The following is a 17613-nucleotide window of genomic DNA, read 5'->3' on the forward strand; positions in this document are numbered from 1 at the left end:
TTCGCCTAGCCGCGCCAGCGAACGATCTTCCGCGGCGGCCGCCGCGCATGGGCGTCCGCTGACTTGGTCGCGCTCCGGACGAGGGCCGCCGCCGTCCTGGAGAGCTCCTCGGGGTGCGGTCCGCCGTGCGGGACGGCCGCGGCGTCCACCGTCGCCGTGGCCGCGCCGGTCGCCTCGGCGACCCGCACCTCGACCGGGACGTCCGCGTCCGGGAGCCGCACGAGGCCCCGGTACACGAACTCCCCTGGCGCATCTCCGGCGTCGGCCTGCTCCAGCACGTAGCGAGCGCCGGAGGACGGCCGCCCGACGGCCTGCGTCACAGCCGCGGCCCCGCGGGGGCGCGGCCCGACGCCGCCTTCTTGGCAGGCATGCCGCGCGGCCCGCCCATCTCGTCGAGGAACCGGCGCGCGGTCACGGCGAACGGGCCGCCCCAGTCCCGGATGACCGACTCGAACACGGCGCGCGCCTCGTCGGGCTTCTTCATCTTGAGGAGCGTCTCGCCCTTGAGGACGAGCGCCTCCGGATCGAGCCCGGAGCCAGGGAAGGTCCGCAGCGCGTAGTCGATCCGCGCGAGGGCCGCGTCGAACGCGTCTTCCTTGAGGTAGTAGCGCGCGACGTAGAGCTCGTGGCGCACGAGCCGCCCCGTCACGACCTCGAGCATGTAGGCCGCGTCCTCGCGGTACCGGCTGCGCGGGTACTGCCGGAGGAACGTCCGGATCTCCTTGTAGGCCTCGAGCGTGGTCGCCTGATCGCGCTCCTCGGCCGGCGGCAGGAACACCGTGTCGTCGATGTCCAGGTAGAGCGCCTTCGCCATCCGGTACTTCGCGTACTCGACGTTCCGGTCCGTCCGGTGCTCCTGGATGAACGCGCGGTACTCCGAGATCGCCTCCGGGTACTTTCCTTGCTCGAAATCGAGGTCCGCGATCCTGAGATCGGCGAGCCGGGCGTAGCGGCTGTAAGGGAAGAGCCGCTTCACCTCGCCGAAGAGGGCGCGCGCGTCCTCCCAGTCCTTGGCCTGGAAGGCGGCCATCGCCTCGTTGTACGCGGCGCGCGCGTCCTCGGTGTACGTGAGGGTCGCGGTGCGGCCGTCGTTGAGCTCGAAATCGCAGCCCGCGAGCCCGCCGAGGGCAGCGAGGCACCCGGCGAGGGCGAGGACAGCGGCGGAGGGTCTCATCGAGCAGGCCTCGTACCCAATCCGGCGCCGGCGCGCCAGGGCTTCCGCCGCGGGGGCGGGCCTGTGCTCCTTCGCTCCCCGCATCGTAGCGCACGGCTGAGCTGGGGTATGGTCGACCCATGCCCGCTTCCTCTCCGCCGCTCGCCCCAGCGGCCACCGCCCCGCCAGGAGGCGCCGCCGCGCCCACCGTGCTCGTGGTGGACGACGAGCGCAACATCCGCCGCACCCTCGCGCTGGTGCTGCAGGGCGAGGGCTACCAGGTCGCGGAGGCGCCGAGCGCCGAGGCGGCGCTGGAGCTGCTCGCGCACGGCGACAGCCCCGTCGACCTCGCCCTCGTCGACCTGCTCCTGCCCGGCATGAACGGCCTCGACCTCCTCCAGCGCGTGCGCCAGGACGACGCCACCCGCGAGCTCCCGGTGATCGTGATCAGCGGCCACGCGACCGTCAACGACGCGGTGAAGGCGATCAAGCTCGGCGCCAGCGACTTCTTCGAGAAGCCGCTGAACCGCGAGCGCGTCCTCGTGGGCGTGAAGAACGCGCTGCAGAACTCGCGGCTCGCTCGAGAGGTCGAGGACCTCAAGGCGCAGGTGCAGGCGCGCTACGAGATGATCGGCCAGAGCGCGGCGATGCAGCGGCTGTTCAAGGAGATCGACCGCGTCGCGCCCACGAAGGCGAGCGTGCTCATCACGGGCGAGAGCGGCACGGGCAAGGAGCTCGTCAGCCGCGCCATCCACCGGCTGTCGCCGCGGGCGCGGGGCCCCTTCGTCCGGGTCAACTGCGCCGCGATCCCGCGCGAGCTCATCGAGAGCGAGCTGTTCGGCCACGAGCGCGGCGCGTTCACCGGGGCGAGCGGACCGAAGCGGGGCTTCTTCGAGCAGGCCCACGGCGGCACGCTGTTCCTCGACGAGATCGGCGACATGGACCTCGCCGCCCAGGCCAAGGTGCTGCGCGCGCTGCAGTCGGGCGAGATCTGCCGCGTCGGCAGCGAGCACAGCCGGTACGTCGACGTCCGCGTGCTCGCCGCGACGAACAAGGACCTCTCGCGCGAGGTCGCCGCGCTGCGGTTCCGCGAGGACCTCTTCTTCCGCCTCGCCGTGTTCCCCATCAAGAGCCCGGCGCTGCGCGACCGCATGGAGGACCTGCGCGCGCTCGCCGACGCGTTCATGGCGGCGTTCTGCAACGAGAACGGCCTCAAGCAGAAGGCCATCGATCCGGTGGTCTACGCCGCGCTCGAGCGCCGGAGCTGGCCGGGCAACGTCCGCGAGCTCAAGAACGTGATCGAGCGCGCCGCGATCCTCTCGAGCGATGTCGTCACGATCGCCGATCTCCCGGAGGATCCGCACGAGAACCCGTTCGAGGACGACGCGCAGGGGGCCGCCGGTGACGGCGCGGCGGCGCCCCCCGCCCCCGGCGCGGCCGAGCCGCCCGCGGGCGCGGCCCGCCACGAGCCGGAGCGCCCTCGCCTCACGCTCCGCGAGTTCCGCGACCGGTCCGAGCGCCGCTACATCGTCGAGGTGCTGGCCAGCCTCGACTGGAACATCTCGCGCGCGGCCGTCCTGCTCGGCGTCGAGCGCACGAACCTCCACAAGAAGATCCGCGCGTACGGCATCAAGCGAGGTGAGGCGCCGTAAGCAAGGCCGGCGCGTCCCGCCTACGCGGCCCCCTCGAGCGCCCTGCGGACGGCGCGGAGGAGCGACTCGGCCGTGAAGGGCTTCCCCAGCACCGCGGCGCCCGGGCGGACGGCGAACGGGCCGTCGAGCGCGTCGCCCGTGTAGCCGGACATGAAGAGCACCTTCATGTCCGGCCTGAGCTTCACGAGGCGAGCGGCGAGCTCGCCGCCGGACATCTCGGGCATCAGCACGTCGGTGAGCAGCAGGTCGACGCGCCCGCGCTGCGCCTCGCAGACGCGCAGCGCCTCGCGCGGCCCGCGCGCCGTCAGCGTCGTGTAGCCGTTCTGCCCCAGGATCCGGCTCGCGAGCGTGACCACCGCGTCCTCGTCGTCGGTGACGAGCACCGTCCCGCCCTCGCCCGGGCGCGGCGCTGCGCGGCGCGGATGCCCCGCGCGCGCTCGCCGCGAGGACGCCGCGCGCGCGGAGAGCGGCAGGTAGATCTCGACGCGCGTGCCCTGCCCGGGCTGGGAGGCGAGCTCGATGTGGCCGTGCCACTGCTTGACGATCCCGTACACGGTGGCGAGCCCGAGGCCGGTCCCCTTCCCCCTCGGCTTCGTCGTGAAGAACGGCTCGAAGGCGCGGGTCCGCACGTCGTCGCACATCCCGCTGCCGGTGTCGCTCACGACGAGGCGCGCGTACCGGCCGGGCGGGACCGCCGGGTGCGCGTCGTGCAGGCTCCCCGCAGCGTCGACGCGGACCGCGCGCGTCTCGATCGACAGCCGGCCGCCGCCTTGCATCGCGTCGCGCGCGTTCAGCGCGAGGTTCATCACCACCTGCTCGAGCTGCCCCGCGTCCGCCAGCACCCGGCACGCCGACGGACCGAGCGCGATCGCGAGATCGATGCTGCCGCCGACGGCGGCGCGGAGCGCGCCGTCCATGCCGCGCACGACGTCCCGCAGATCCAGCACGACCGGCTGCGCGAGCCCCCGCCGGCTCACCGTGAGCAGCTGCCGCGTCAGCGACGCGGCCCGCTGCGCGGCGCGCTTGATCTCGGCGAGATCCTTCTGCACCGGGCTCTGCTCGTCGAGCTCCTCTATCACCAGGCTCGTGTAGTTCAGGATGATCGCGAGCAGGTTGTTGTAGTCGTGGGCGATCCCGCCCGCGAGCCGCCCCACCGCTTCCATCTTCTGCGCCTGGCCGAGCCCTTCCGAGAGCTCGCGCCGGCGATCGTCGGTGCAGCGCGCGGAGGAGAGATCGACGATGGCCCCGACCACGAGCCGCTCGCCGCGCGCTTCCGCGATGGTCTCGGTCCTCATCACCCGGACCGCCGATCCATCGCGGCGGGTGAGGAAGCCCTCGACCGCGCCGGCCGGCTGCGGCGTCGCGCCCGCCGCGCCCCCGCCGAGGTGGAGCTCGCCCGTCGCGAGCGCCTCCTCCCGCGAGCCATAGCCCATCAGCCGGGCGAGCCCCTCGTTGCAGTCGACGAGGTGGCCGTCGGGCGCGGCGACGTAGAGCCCCGCCGGCGAGCAAGCCGCGAGCAGCGGGCTGTGCGCCACCGGATCCCTCGACGATCGTCCGCTGCTCATCGACGCATGGCCGTGGAGAAACGTTCCGCCGGAGCGACATCTCCGACAACCAGAACTGAAGCGCGGACTCTCCGTCTTTGCAACGTCGTTCACACCGGCCGCACCGCGAACGTCACTGCAGGGCGGCGCGGCGAGCCGCGCAGCGTGGACGGTGTCTCGTTCTCCCCTTCTCTCTTCTCCCCTTCTCTCTTCTCCCCTTCTCCCCTTCGCTATTCCCCTTCGCTATCCCCCTTCGCTATCCCCCTTCTCTATTGCATCGAACTGGCCTAGACCGCGCCGGGGCTCGAGCGAGCCCGCTGGAGCGCTCCATGTTCTTCCTCGACAGCTCGAACCCGGCCGAGATCAAGGAGCTCTTCTCCTGGGGCGTCCTCTCCGGCGTGACCACGAACCCGCTCATCCTCGCGCGCGACGCGGGTTGCGTCGATCTCGAGCGGCGCATCCGCGAGGTGCTCGCGGTGTCGGCGGGGCCCGTGTCGGTCGAGCTGACGAGCGAGGACGAGGCGGCGATGCTCGACGAGGCCCGCGGCTATCACGCGTGGGCGCCCGAGCGGATCTGCGTCAAGGTGCCGTTCAGCGACGTCGGCCTCAAGGTGACGCACGCCCTCGCGAAGCGCGGCGTGCGCACCAACGTCACGTGCGTGATGAGCTTCAACCAGGCCTACCTCGCGGCCCTCGCAGGCGGCGCGTACGTCTCGATCTTCAGCGGGCGCATCCGCGACATGGGCTACGCCGCGACCCCGGTCATCGAGCGCACGCGCGCGAGGCTCGATCGCGAGCGGCTGGGCGCCGAGATCATCGTCGGCTCGATCCGCCACCTCATGGACGTGAACGAGGCGCTCGACGCCGGCGCGCACATCGTGACCGTGCCTCCCGCCATCTTGCGGAAGATGCTCCACAACCCGAAGACCGAGGAGACGATCCGCGAATTCAACGCCGCCTGGGAGAAGCGTGCTAAGTAGCCGCGCGTGAACGCCGAGCCCGGCCACGCGCGAGGAGACGGGGAAGACAGGGAAGGCCGCGAAGATTGCGGGCCGCGCCCTCTCGGTAACGGGGACACCCCGGGTCGGCGCTCGCCGCCCCGCGCCGCGCCGGAGGCCTTCGCCGGGCGCAAATACGCGGTCGAAGAGGTGAACCGGGCCCTCGTCTCCGCCGCCGGCCGGCCGCGGACGGTGCTCGACGTCGGCTGCGGGATCGGGCTCAACGGCGCCGCCGTCAAGCGCACGGGCGCGCGCGTGACCGGGATCGAGATCGCGCCCGGCTCGCTCGCGCGCGCCGGCGCGGCGCTCGACGAGGTCCTCGCCGCCGACATCACGAGCGACGCCGCCGTGCGCGAGGCGCTCGGCGACCGGCGCTTCGACCTGCTCCTGTTCGCCGACGTCCTCGAGCACACCGCCGACCCGCTCGCCGTGCTCTGCCGCTTCCTGCCCCACCTCGAGGAGGACGGCCACGTCATCGTCTCGCTCCCCAACGTCGCGGCCTGGCCGGTGCGCATCGGCCTGCTCGCCGGCCGGTTCGACTACGAGCCGAGCGGCATCCTGGACGACACGCACCTCCGCTTCTTCACCCGCGCGTCGGCGGTCCGGCTCATCGAGCGCGCCGGGCTCGAGGTGCTCCGCGTCGAGCAGAACCCGATGCTCGTCCGGGCCGCCAAGGGGCTCATCCTCCGCGGCCTCGGCGCAGGAGACGACCCCGGCGATCTCGCCAGCTCGCTCCCCTACAAGGCGTATCACGCGCTCGTCCGCCCGCTGGAGGACGTGGTCGCCGACCGCGCGCCCGGCCTCCTCGCGTTCCAGCACGTGATCGTCGCCAGGAAGCCGCCGCGCCCGCGCCGGATGCGGCTCACCGTCGGCATGCTGACCATGGATGAAGAGGAGAGCGTCGGCGCCATGATCGGCGAGATCAGGAAGGCGGCGCCCGACGCGGAGATCCTCTGCGTCGACAGCTCCACGCGGGACAGGACCGCCGAGATCGCGGCCGGCCTCGGGGCGCGCGTGCTCCGGCAGGTGCCGCCCCGAGGCCACGGGCCGGCCATGGAGCTCCTCATGTACAGCGCCGCCGCCCGGAGCGATCTGCTCATCTACCTCGATTGCGACTTCACCTATCCGGCCGAGAACATCCCCATGCTCAGGCGCCTCATCGAGGAGGAGGGCGCCGACGTGGTGAACTGCGCGCGCACACGCACGAGGCCGGCGGCCATGCCGGTCCCGAACTACGTCGCCAACCGCGCCTTTGCCGCCATGACACACGCGATGCATGGTATCCCGACAACCGACGTCCACAGCGGAATGCGCGCCTACCGCTGCTCGGTGATTCGCGCGTTCGATTTCGACGGTGAGGGTGACGCGTTGCCCATCGACACGCTGCTCTTCCCCGCGAAGTGCGGCTATCGCGTGGTGGAGATGCCCATCGAGTACAACGAGCGCGTCGGCACCTCGAAGCTGCGCAAGCTGGCTGGCACGGTGTGGACCATGATTCGCCTGCTGCGCGCGCTCCCCGTCGGCGCCCGGCTCGGCGACCGCTACGAGCGCCGCTAGGCGTCACGCCGCACGGCGACGCGGACGAAGCGCGCCGGGCTCATCGGCGTGTGACGTGAATGTGGCTATAGCGACGCGGCGCGGCGTCACCTCGACCGCGTGGTCATCGCATTTCTGCCGCCTATACTCCGCACCTTGCAACACCGGAGGAGGCAAGAGATGCGGTTTTTGAAGGGTTTTTGCGTATTAGGTGTGTCCGCGCTGATGGGCGCGGCGGCGGGAGCGGGGTGCGGGGGCGACGACGCCGGCGAGACGAGCTCGAGTTCGAGCTCGAGCTCAGCGGGAGGGACCGGCGGCGGGGCTCCAGGCGACTGTTCACCGACGAACCCGGTCTGCACGGCTGTCGCTTCCGAGTGCATTGCCGTCCACGACAATCAGGGCGCGACGAAGTTCGGTCTGCGGATGGCGCAGCTGACGATCACGAAGCCCGACGTGCTCGCGGTCGGCTTTATCGCCCGCCTCGTCGCCGAGGGCCTGACGATGAACCTGCCCGTGTGCAACTTGAATGGCACCGGGACCTTTTCCTGGCTGCTCGAGTTCGACACGGCGACCGGCAAGCTGCGCACCGGCGGCGCGATGCCCACGAGCGACCCGCTCGCGGGCTACTGCTTCGCCAACATGTCTGCAGGCGAGTTCGAGATCGCGCCGAAGGAGCTCGACGCCCCCCTGACCGACGGCGCGTGGAGCGGCGCGTCCGACATCCTGAACGTCCCGATCTTCCTGGACACGGGCGCGGGGGACGCGGCCACCGAGCCGATCGTCCTGCCCATGCACCAGGTGCAGCTCACCGACGCGAAGGTGTCGGCGGACAAGAACTGCATCGGACGGTACAATCACGAGGCGCTCAGCCCGATGGAGGCCTGCCTCCCAGGCCCGGACGGCGATCCCCCTGCGTTCATCAACGGCGGCAAGCTCACCGCGTTCATCACGCTGGAGGAGGTCGACCGGGTGATCATCCCCGGGATCGAGCAGAGCCTCTGTGTCGTGCTCTCGGGCGATATTGGAGAGTACGGCACCGGTGAGACGCCCAATACGTGCAAGCGCGACGAGAGCGGCGGGATCGTGCTGAAGGGCGACTGGTGCAGCGCGACGAACTCGGCCGCGACGGACGAGTGCGCCGACGCCTATGCGCTCGGCGGCGAGTATGCCGCGACCGCCGTCAAGATTGCCGGTCTCTGTCCCCAGTAGCGCTTGCGGGCGGCTCTCCGGGGAGCGTACGATCTGTCGTGGCGTCCTGAAGCCCGCGCCCAGCGGGCGCGGCGCTGCGGGTCGTGCTCCCCCGGAGGGTTCCTTATGCCCCGCGTCATCAAGCATTTCTCCGCCATCCTTGTTCTCCTCGTCATCGCCGGATGTGCCGCTTCGGGAGGCGGGTGCGCCGGCTGTGGAATGACCCCCCTCCCCGCCGGCTTCAAGCCCGCGGACCGCATCGAGAACGCCGGCGCGGCGCGGCTCACGCAGTCGGGCGTCGAGTTCCTCGAGCAGAACCTGGGTGTCCTCGGGCGCGCGCTCCTCGGGGGCGGGGACGGTGGAATCATCACCTTCCCGATCCCCCGGTCCTCCGGGTCCGCGCTGGTCGACTACACCGTCTGTCCTGGTGGAGCCGACCCGAACGCGAGCCCGCCGAGGTGCGCAGCGGAGATCGACGTGGGAAGCGCGGCGCTTCATCTCGAACCGCGGACCCCGCACAACCTGCGAATCCGGGGGTCTCTGCCGGTGCGCCTGCAGAACCTCCCGATCCTCATCGACTTCCTCGTCACGGACAGCACGGTCATCGCCACCCTCAACGGCAACGACGCGTGCCCGCCCGATGACCAGACCTTCACGAACATCAACCTCGACGTCGAGCTCTCGGTCGAGATCGACGTGAATCCGCAGCACTCGCGGCAGGGCTACTCCCGCGTCAAGATCGTCCGGCTCGGCATCGACGAGGATCAGCTCGAGTCGAGGCTGCAGCTCGACTGCGGCGATTCCGTCGCCGGCGACATCCTCGATTTCTTGAGCCCAATCGTCCTCCCCCTCCTGACCGGCTCGCTCGCTGACACGCTGAAGGCCCAGCTCGACCAGCAGCTCTGTCTGAAGGCGGAGCCGACGCAGGACCCAGCCTGCCCCGACGGCACGAACGACATCGGCGGCGTCTGCCGCTACGGCACGCACGCGAACGACGAGTGCGCCTCGATCCTGCTCGGCGTCGAGGGCCACATCGATCTCGGCCGGCTGCTCGCGAGCATCTCCCCGGGTACGCAGGGCGGGTTCGACCTCCTGCTCGCCGGCGGCGGCACGAGCGAGCGGGACGACGGCTCCGATCTCGCGTGGGGCGACCTCAACCCGGTCGGCAACGGGCTCACCCTGGGCCTCTACGGCGGCGCCGAGCCGGTGCCGACATCGAAATGTGTGCCGCTGTCGAACATGGCGCTCCCGGCGGGCATCCCGATTCCCGATGAGCTCGTCGCCAACACCGTCTCCGACTGGCCAGCGGACCTTCCCGGCCCCCACGTCGGTCTCGCGTTCTCCGAGCGCTTCGCGAATTATGCCATGAACGGTCTCTACAACAGCGGCCTGCTCTGTCTCGGTATCTCCACGGAGACGGTGCCTCTCCTCAACTCTGGCACGCTGGGGCTGCTGGCCCCCTCCGCAAAGGATCTCGCGCTCCAGCGCGAGTCGCAGCAGGTCGCGGTCGTCATCCGTCCGCAGGCGCCCCCTCGGCTCACGTTTGGCAATGGCACGAACGGAAGCGACGACCCGCTGATCCGCATCCAGCTGGACCGGGCGAGCTTCGATTTCTACGTCTGGTCGCTCGACAGGTTCATCCGGTTCATGACGGCGACGTTCGACGTGGATGTGCCGATGAACCTCTCGGTCACCCCCGAGGGGCTCACGCCGGTGATCGAGGCGCTCAGGGTCGAGAACGGCGAGGTGACGAACAATGGACTGCTCCGGGAGAACCCCAAGTCCATCGCCGACGCGCTGGGCGGCCTCCTCGGCGGTCAGCTCGGGCAGCTGATCGGCGGCGGCATCCCGGCGATCGATCTCGACGGGCCGCTCTCGGCGCTCGGGCTCTCGCTGGTGATCCCGGAGTCGGCCGAGGGCGCGGGCTCCCCCGGCCTGCGGAAGCTCACGAAGGGGCAGGACAACTACCTCGGCATCTTCGCGGCGCTCGGAACGACGGCGCAGCAGCGCTCGGCGAGGAGCGACACGCAGGCCGAGCTGAGCCGCAAGGAGGTGCGCGCCGAGGGGCTCCGCCTGCCCACGATGACCCGCGACAACGGGCCGACGGCGCGGCTCGTCATGAGCTCGCCGCTCGACGACGGCACGCGGGCCGTCGAGTACTCGTACCGCATCGACAGCGGCGTGTGGCGCCCGTTCACGCGCGAGCGCATCGTCGAGCTGCGCGACGACTGGCTGCGGCTCCCGGGGCGTCACGTGATCTCGGTGCGATCGCGGATCGCGGGCGCTCCCCTGTCGCTCGATCCCACGCCGGCGACCGTCGAGATGGTGGTCGACGTCGATCCGCCGGTCATCTCCGTCGGCGCCGCGGTGGACGGCCGGGCGCCGCTCGAGGTGCGCGATCGGGTCTCGGACGCCGCGCGCGCGAAGGTGCGCGTGCGGCTCGACGACGGCGCGTGGTCCCCCTGGTCGACGGCGGCGGAGACGACGTCGGTGGACGTCGGTGACGCCGTCGACATCGAGGTCGAGGCCGTGGACGAGGAGGGGAACCTCGGCACGGCGCGGCAGGCGATCCTCCGCGGCCGGGTCCCCGTCGACCCGTCGGCGGGCTGCGGCTGCGTCGTGGCCGGCGGCGCCGGCGAGACGCCGTCGGGCGTCCGCTGGCTCGGCCTCGCCGTCGCGGCGGCGGTCTTGCGGCTCGCGCGGCGCGGCGACCGGGGCTCGTCGCCTCGGCCCCCTGCGCGGCGAGGCGCGCGCGGCGCGAAGGGCGCGCTGGCCGGGATCGCTGTCATGGCGCTCCTCGGCTCGCACGCCGGATGCTCGTGCAGCGAAGAGCCGGAGCAGGTGGAGCCTGGATGCGTCGCGCCCGACTGCATGACGCTGGAGCACGGGCTCATCGGCGCGTACACCTCGGTCGCGGTCGCCGCCGACAAGCGCACGGTCTGGGTCGCCGGCTACGCGGAGGCCGACTGGCGGAACGCGTTCGCGTGGGGTGACCTCGTGGTCGGCACGTGGGACGGCGAGGCGGTCGCGTGGGAGGCGATCGACGGGGTGCCCGCGGAGCCCCCGGTCGACCCGGCCCGGTTCGACGTGAGCGGGTTCCGCGGGGGCCAGACCGACCCCGGCGACGACGTCGGCCTCTGGACGTCGATCGCGGTCGGGCCGGACGGCCAGCCGGCGGTGGCCTACTACGACCGCACGAACCGCGCGCTCAAGTTCGCGCAGCGGCAGGGCGACACGTGGGCGGTGAGCTTCGTGCAGCAAGCGCCGAGCAGCGACATCGGCCGTTACGCGAAGCTGCTCTTCGTGAAGGGGTTGCCCGTCATCGCCTACCTCGCGATGGAGCCGGGCGAGGGCGGCGCGGTCACGTCGAGCGTCCGGATCGCGACCGGCGAGAGCGCCACACCCGGGGAGGGCGCGTGGCGGTTCGAGGACGTGGCGAAGGACGAGGCGACGCCGTGCCGCGCGTTCCTCTGCGGCGCCGGGGCGAAGTGCCTCCGGAGCACGGGGCGCTGCGCGACGCCGCTCGCGGCCGGCGACTGCGAGCCGGGGTGCGCCTCCGGACAGGCATGCATCGACGACGGCGGCTCGCCGGCGTGCGCCGCGACCTCCGACGGCAACCGGCTCGAGACGTACCCCGAGGCGATCGGCGACTACGTCGCGCTGGCGCCCGACAATGCGGGCGGGTTCGGGCTGGCGTTCTACGATCGCATCCACGGCGACGTGGTGATCGCGTCGAGGTCGATGGGCGCGTGGGAGACCCGCATCGTGGACGGCGCGGCGCCTGACGGGACGGACACGGGCGACGTGGGCATGGGGACGTCGCTGTTCATCGATCGCGCCGGCGACTGGCACCTCGCCTACGCGGACGGCCGCTCGGAGGGGCTGCGGTACGCGCGGGTGAAGGGAGGCACGGAGGTCGAGCCCTCCGAGGTGGCGGACGACGGGCTCGGGATCGAGGGCGTCCCCTTCGAGGACGGGCAGCACCTCATCGGCGACGACGCGAACGTGTTCGTGACGGCAGCCGGGGAGGTGCGCATCAGCTACCAGGACGCGACGAGCGGTACCCTGCGGCTCGCGATCGGGACGAAGAGCGGCGACGGCCACAGCTGGCTCATCCAGGAGATCGAGCAGGAGGGGTTCGCGGGCGCCTTCTCGCGCATCGTGGAGGCGGACGGGCGGCTGCTCATCGCGAACTGGTGGCGCGTCGGCGGACAGACCACGAAGGGAGACGTGGCGCTCGTCGCCCCCTGAAGCGCGCGCCGGAGCGCGAGCGCCTGGGCCGCGAGACGACGGGATCGCCGCATGCGGCGTCCCCCTGGAGCACTCGGCCGACGGATCGCCGTTGAGCAGGCGATCCGCCGACTGGGTATGCTCCTGGGTCGGCGCGGCCAGGACGCGGGTGCGTCTTCTGCGAGGATCTGCAGGCAGAGCGAAGCGTCACAGGAAAGGCTTGGGACGATGAGAGCGACGGAACGAACGAGCAGCAACGCGGTGAGCAACGCATCCCCTGCGCCGTCCGGTGGAGCGCAGCATCAGGCCGGCGCGCCCGCGCGGCGCGCCGCGCGGCGGCGGATCGGCGTCCCGTTCTCGCTGTGGCTGTTCCCCGCCGCGTCGGCTGTCGTGGCGCTGCACCTCGCCGGGTGCTGGCCGCTGTCCTACGCCGAGGATTGCAAGGAAGACTCGAGGTACTGCCCCCCCGAAACGACGGGCGGCGGCGAGGGTCCTGGCCCCACGTGCGAGCCGGACCCGACCCAGGATGCGAGCACGGCGGTGGACCGGTGCGCGGTGTTCGCGAGCGCGGGGGCGGCGTCCGGAGGAGATGGGACGAAGGCCAACCCGTACGCGTCGCTCTCGGAGGCGCTCGCGAAAGCGAACGGCAAGCGGGTGCTGGCGTGCTCGAGCGGAGTATTCGAGGAGAGCGTCACGGTCCGGGAGGCCGTCGAGGTGATCGGCGGCTTCGACTGCAGCGCGGGCTGGACGTGGAGCCCGGCTGCGCGGAGCGCCATCGACGGGCCCGCGAACAAGGTGGCGCTCACGCTGACGGAGGACGCTGGCGGGACACGGGTGCGGAGCTTCACGATCAGCGCGGCCAGCGCGACGGCTCCGGGCGGGTCGTCGATCGGCGTGGCGGTCGCGGACATCGACGCGCAGCTCGAGCAGGTCGACGTGATCGCAGGGAACGGGGTGAACGGCGCGAGCGGCGAGACGACGGCGGTCGTGCAGGATGGAGCGGACGCGCTGGAGGACGTCTCGAGCGCGTGCCTCGTGGCGGTCTACAGCGGCCAGCCCGGCGTAACGACGTGCGCGGATGGCGAGACGAGCGGCGGCGCCGGCGGCCTGGGTGGACAGCCCGCTGTAGATGAAGGGCGCGGGCAGAGCGGCAGCGACGGGACGCCGGGTGCGGCCTCCCCGCCCGCATCCGGCGTCGGCGGCATCGGACACGGGCAGATGGGAGAGACGGGAGAGACGGTGGAGTGCAGGGACGGCGCGAGCGGCGCGAGGGGCGCCTCTGGCGGCGCTGGCACAGCGGGCAACGGCACCACGCTGACGCTGGCCAGCATCACCGGAGGGGACGGCGGCGCAGGCGTCGGCGGGACGCGCGGTCAAGGCGGAGGCGGCGGCGGCGGCGCGAAAGCAGGACGTTTCTGCATGTCCAGCGGGGGTAGCTACATCGACGGCGCGGGCGCCAGCGGCGGCGGCGGCGGGGCCGGCGGCTGCGGTGGGACGGGAGGAGGCGGTGGCAAGGCCGGCGGGTCGAGCATCGGGATCCTCAGCCTGGGGACCAAGCTGGCGCTGACCGATGTGACCATCGCCGTCGGCAAGGCGGGCCATGGAGGTGAGGGCGGAGGTGGAAGCCCCGGCGGCGAGGGCGGCATGGGGGGCAAGGGGGGGAGTCGCGTCTCCGGCGCCGGCTCGCTCGCGGGTTGCATGGGGGGCAAGGGCGGCGCGGGCGGCGATGGCGGCCCTGGCGGCGGCGGCCGAGGCGGCCACGCGGTGGGCATCGCCTACCAAGTCACGCCGAGCCCCGCGGCCGCCGAGGTGCCGTTCACGGGAGGCACGGCTGGCAACGGCGGTTCCGCCGGCCTCGGTGGCTCCCCCGGAAGCGACGGCGCGGCCGGGGTGAGCGGCGCCTGCTGGGATTTCGCCACGAACCAGAGCTGCCCGCAGCCGTGATCGGCGCCGCCGCGCCGTCAGGCGCTCAGCGACACCGCGCGGATCTCCGCCGTCGCCGGGCCGCTCACGCGGGCGCGCTCCGCGGCCACGAGATCGAGGAGCTCTTGCCGGGTCACCTGCCCGCTGTCGAGCAGCGCGCGCATCGCGCCGTCGACGCAGCCCTTCACCCGCGCCAGGCGGGGAGCGCTCTCCCCGCCCTCCCGCGCGGTCAGCATGTCGTGCAGCATCCGCCTGAGCCCCGCCATCGCTTCGGTCTTCGAGCGCATCGCCATCACCTCGCCCGATCGGCCTAGCGGAGGCGGCGCGATCCGGCCAAGTTTCAGGCGCGCGGCAGCTTGCCCAGCGCGAGGTCCGCAGCGTCGCGCTCGATCCCCGCGAGCGCGACCCCCGGGCCCTTCCGTGGGACGAGCACCACGCGGCAGCGGCCTCGCGTCGCCGTCTCCAGGTGCGACAGCCCGAAGTCGAGCGCCGCGCCGAAGGCGAAGACGAGCGCGCCCATGCCGAGCAGCTCCGGGGAGCCCGCGCGCGCGCCGTCGACGAGCAGCGACACGCCCAGGTACGTCCCCAGCCCCAGCGCGACGAGCCCCGCGTAGAGGGCGAGCCGCGGGTAGCGCACCTCGCGCGTCGCCCGGAGGAGCGCCTCGACCGGGATGTACGTCTCCCGCTCCTTCAGCGTCCGGCCGAACAGCTCGGTCCGGCTCCGGACGGTCACGCCCTTCGGGCCGACCTCCAGCGCGGCGGGCCGGCGGTACCGCAGAAGGAACCGCCCGGCGAGCCGGAGGACGTGCATCACGAGCAGGATCCCCGTCGCCGCCAGCAGCACGAGCGTTACCGGCCCGCGCGGCGGCGGTGACAGCTCGCCCGCGAGCCGCGCCGTCGCCCCGCCGTCGCGCTCCGGCGCCCATCTCTCGTCCCCGGCGGCCCCGGCGCCCTCCTGCGCGGCCCCGCTGGCGCTCGGCGCGCGGCTCGGCCGCCTGCCGGGCGAGAGCGCGTCGCGCAGCAGCGAGCGCACGATCGGATCGCGCACGTCGTCCACCAGCGCCGCGGCCTCGGCGCGCGCGTCGGGCGAGGCGCTCCCCCGAAGCGCCGCCGCGGCGATGATGGCCCCCGCCCGGCCGAGCTGCGGCAGCGCGCCCTGGTCAGCGCGCCGGACCAGCGCGGCGATCGACCGCCAGAGGCCCGCGGCCCGCTCGCCCAGCGCGGCGTCCAGCGCGGTCAGCGCGTCGACGGAGGTGTACGTCGCCAGCCAGACGAGCGCCTCGGCGACGCGGCCCTCCGCCTCCGGCCCGTCGGGCGGCGAGAGCGCGACCCCGCGCGCGAGCAGCGTGGCCAGGAGCACACGGGTCGCGCTCCCCGCGCCCTCGCTCGTGCCGCGCTCGAGCGCCCGGACCACGTTGCCGAACCGGGTCTCCGCGTCGGCGATCGACAGGCCCGCCCGGTCGACGAGCTCCGCGAGGCCGCCCTCCAGGGTCGTCCGCCGCTCGTCCGCGGCGGCGAAGGCCGCGGTGTGGACGACGCGCGCGAGGTCGTCGCCGCGGGGGTGTCCGGCAAGCTCATCGAGCACGGCGTACGGAGAGTGTTCGGGCGTCATCGGCGCGGGCTGGTCGGATTAACTGAACGCCGCCGCTTTGGCTAGTGTTCCGCGCGGCCCGGGCCGCGCTCCGCCCCGGCCCGGCCCCCTTGGCGCCGGCCCGGCCGCCTTCGCCCCGGCGCAGCCGCTCTCGCCCCGCGCGCTACGGCTTCCGCGCGCCGCCCTGCTCCAGGAGCGCCTTCTCCACGAAGCCCATGATCAGCTTGAGCTGCCGGTTCGTGACGTGGAGCTTCGACCAGATGACCTTCCCGTCGGTGTTGAAGGCGATCTCATCCACCACATCGATCCTCGTGATCCCCAGGTCGATGGTCCGGATCGCGTTCAAGGTCTTCGTGAGCTCCTGCGCGTGAACCAGCGCATCTTCAGCGGATTCATCGCCCGCCGTGAGCGCGAGGTCCGCGCCCCCGTCCTTGGTCGGCGTGACGGTGAGGCGCATCCAGGCGAGGCTGCGCGGGACCGCCTGGACCCCGCGGAACGCGTTCGCGGGCGTGAGCATCGAGATGACGATGCCCGCCGCCGAAGATTTGTTGAATCCTTTCATGGACTTCAACTTGGACAGCTGATCTTCTTCAGCAGCGGGAAGGACCACGAGCAGCCGCCGGTCCGGGACCATCGCGAAGATGCGCTTGCTGCGGTCGGCGGTGGCCCGGGCGGCGGGGACGGGGGCGTCTTCGATCCACGCGCCGTTCGACCGCTGCACGATGACGTCGACGGCCGCGCGCATGGTCTCCTCGGGCGCCCGGTAGTCCATGACGGCGACGACCTTGCTGGAGTCGCGGAGCTGCGGCCCGGCGATGAGGAGGTGGTCGATGTCCCGGATCGGGTCGACGGCGGTGTCGCTGAAGAAGGACTGCCACTGGGGGATGGTCGTCAGGATCCGGCCGAACCACGCGCCGAGCTCGTGGTTGCGGAGCCGGTCGCCGGCGATGAGCACCTGGACGTTCGGGTCCTTCGACGCGAGCTTGCCCGGCGCGCCCGCGGCGCTCAGCGGGGTCCGCAGGTTCGGGTGGTCGCCGTCGTTCTCCGTGCCCCCATCGCCAGACGCGTCCGGTCCTGCGTCGCCCGGCGGCTTCCGGCGCGGCGCGGGTGTACCGCGCGCGCCCGCGTCCGGCGCCTCCGGCGAGGCGCTCGCCGACGCGGCGGGCGGCGTCGCGGGCGACGGCGTCGCCGGCGCTGCGGCGCCCGCCGCGGAAGACGCCCCCTCGCCGCCGCTCGCGGAGGGCGCCGCCGCGACCGCGCTGGGGTCGTCCGCGAGGAGATCGAGATCGATCGGCACGATCGTCTCACCGGCGTCGTAGTCGGCCAGCTCGCCCCGGAGCGCGAACATCGCGTCGAGCCACGCGAACAGCGGGGTCGGGAGCAGGGGCAGGTGCAGGAGCGCCGCGACGACGGCCGCGGTGACGAGCGCCCGCCTGGATGCGGCGCGAACGAGCGGGACGACCGCGGTGCCACGGCCCACGCGCTGGGCCTCCGTCGTGTTGTTCAAGCCACGCCCCGGGGTCCGTTCCGCCACGGCGGTACCCTAGCAGCAGCCGTCCGAACGGCATCCATGCCCCGGAGCGCGCCCGCGCCGCGCGTCGCGGCTTCGTGGCACGTCGTTCGCTCACAGCGATGGTCATGCGATGCCGCCTGCCCCGGCGTCCGCCGTCGTCAGCTCGATGGGCGCGCGCTCCGCAGAGAAGTGGATCGACACGTGAGTGACCAGGTACTAAGACCGCCGAGCCGACCCGACCCTACGGGTCGATCATCAGACCGCGAGGATCGGGAAGGCCGGTCC

The 17613-nt window shown here is 72.6% G+C and carries 12 protein-coding genes; 6 read left to right on the forward strand and 6 right to left on the reverse strand.

What is annotated here, in order from left to right:
* Window positions 1-5: 5 nt before the first annotated feature.
* Window positions 6-320, reverse strand: coding sequence for a hypothetical protein (locus WME95_RS20385; protein ID WP_044965207.1), 315 nt, complete (start codon window positions 318-320; stop codon window positions 6-8).
* A complete protein-coding gene (locus WME95_RS20390; protein WP_437910028.1) occupies window positions 317-1174 on the reverse strand; it encodes an outer membrane protein assembly factor BamD in 858 nt (285 codons plus the stop codon). Before WME95_RS20390 ends, WME95_RS20385 begins: the two co-directional genes overlap by 4 nt.
* Window positions 1175-1293: 119 nt before the next feature.
* On the opposite strand from WME95_RS20390, the gene WME95_RS20395 reads away from it, so the two are divergent.
* Window positions 1294-2805: a sigma-54-dependent transcriptional regulator gene (locus tag WME95_RS20395; protein ID WP_437553914.1), complete on the forward strand. Its 1512-nt coding sequence runs from the start codon at window positions 1294-1296 to the stop codon at window positions 2803-2805.
* 20 nt (window positions 2806-2825) lie between these two features.
* On the opposite strand, the gene WME95_RS20400 is transcribed toward WME95_RS20395, so the two are convergent.
* A complete protein-coding gene (locus WME95_RS20400; protein WP_437910030.1) occupies window positions 2826-4370 on the reverse strand; it encodes an ATP-binding protein in 1545 nt (514 codons plus the stop codon).
* A gap of 308 nt (window positions 4371-4678) precedes the next feature.
* Here WME95_RS20400 and WME95_RS20405 point away from each other — a divergent pair, with 308 nt between their 5' ends.
* From WME95_RS20405 to WME95_RS20425, 5 genes are all read left to right on the forward strand, one after another.
* Window positions 4679-5329 (forward strand): transaldolase family protein, encoded by a 651-nt coding sequence (locus WME95_RS20405; RefSeq protein ID WP_437910032.1) that lies wholly within the window; start codon window positions 4679-4681, stop codon window positions 5327-5329.
* A 168-nt stretch (window positions 5330-5497) separates the two neighbouring features.
* A complete protein-coding gene (locus WME95_RS20410; RefSeq protein WP_437910034.1) occupies window positions 5498-6904 on the forward strand; it encodes a methyltransferase domain-containing protein in 1407 nt (468 codons plus the stop codon).
* Between the two features lie 402 nt (window positions 6905-7306).
* Window positions 7307-8092 (forward strand): hypothetical protein, encoded by a 786-nt coding sequence (locus WME95_RS20415; RefSeq protein ID WP_437910036.1) that lies wholly within the window; start codon window positions 7307-7309, stop codon window positions 8090-8092.
* Window positions 8093-8290: 198 nt separating this feature from the next.
* Window positions 8291-12322: a hypothetical protein gene (locus WME95_RS20420; RefSeq protein WP_437910038.1), complete on the forward strand. Its 4032-nt coding sequence runs from the start codon at window positions 8291-8293 to the stop codon at window positions 12320-12322.
* A 240-nt stretch (window positions 12323-12562) separates the two neighbouring features.
* Window positions 12563-14245: a hypothetical protein gene (locus tag WME95_RS20425; protein ID WP_437910040.1), complete on the forward strand. Its 1683-nt coding sequence runs from the start codon at window positions 12563-12565 to the stop codon at window positions 14243-14245.
* Between the two features lie 17 nt (window positions 14246-14262).
* On the opposite strand, the gene WME95_RS20430 is transcribed toward WME95_RS20425, so the two are convergent.
* From WME95_RS20430 to WME95_RS20440, 3 genes are all read right to left on the reverse strand, one after another.
* Entirely contained in the window at window positions 14263-14511 is a 249-nt protein-coding gene (locus WME95_RS20430; RefSeq protein ID WP_437910042.1) for a hypothetical protein, read from the reverse strand.
* A 53-nt stretch (window positions 14512-14564) separates the two neighbouring features.
* A complete protein-coding gene (locus tag WME95_RS20435; RefSeq protein ID WP_437910044.1) occupies window positions 14565-15836 on the reverse strand; it encodes a hypothetical protein in 1272 nt (423 codons plus the stop codon).
* 142 nt (window positions 15837-15978) lie between these two features.
* The gene (locus WME95_RS20440) at window positions 15979-17349 is read right to left on the reverse strand and encodes a hypothetical protein (protein ID WP_437910046.1); all 1371 of its coding nucleotides are present in this window, start codon (window positions 17347-17349) and stop codon (window positions 15979-15981) included.
* Window positions 17350-17613 lie beyond the last annotated feature (264 nt).

The organism is Sorangium sp. So ce327 (assembly GCF_051530205.1).
GTDB classification, from domain to species: domain Bacteria; phylum Myxococcota_A; class Polyangia; order Polyangiales; family Polyangiaceae; genus Sorangium; species Sorangium cellulosum_B.

Bases quoted from the DNA above. Each gene is read 5' to 3' on its own strand.
- WME95_RS20390 (WP_437910028.1), bottom strand. From the start codon at position 1,174: ATGAGACCCTCCGCCGCTGTCCTCGCCCTCGCCGGGTGCCTCGCTGCC.
- WME95_RS20395 (WP_437553914.1), top strand. From the start codon at position 1,294: ATGCCCGCTTCCTCTCCGCCGCTCGCCCCAGCGGCCACCGCCCCGCCA.
- WME95_RS20400 (WP_437910030.1), bottom strand. From the start codon at position 4,370: ATGAGCAGCGGACGATCGTCGAGGGATCCGGTGGCGCACAGCCCGCTG.
- WME95_RS20405 (WP_437910032.1), top strand. From the start codon at position 4,679: ATGTTCTTCCTCGACAGCTCGAACCCGGCCGAGATCAAGGAGCTCTTC.
- WME95_RS20415 (WP_437910036.1), top strand. From the start codon at position 7,307: ATGGCGCAGCTGACGATCACGAAGCCCGACGTGCTCGCGGTCGGCTTT.
- WME95_RS20420 (WP_437910038.1), top strand. From the start codon at position 8,291: ATGACCCCCCTCCCCGCCGGCTTCAAGCCCGCGGACCGCATCGAGAAC.
- WME95_RS20430 (WP_437910042.1), bottom strand. From the start codon at position 14,511: ATGCGCTCGAAGACCGAAGCGATGGCGGGGCTCAGGCGGATGCTGCAC.
- WME95_RS20435 (WP_437910044.1), bottom strand. From the start codon at position 15,836: ATGACGCCCGAACACTCTCCGTACGCCGTGCTCGATGAGCTTGCCGGA.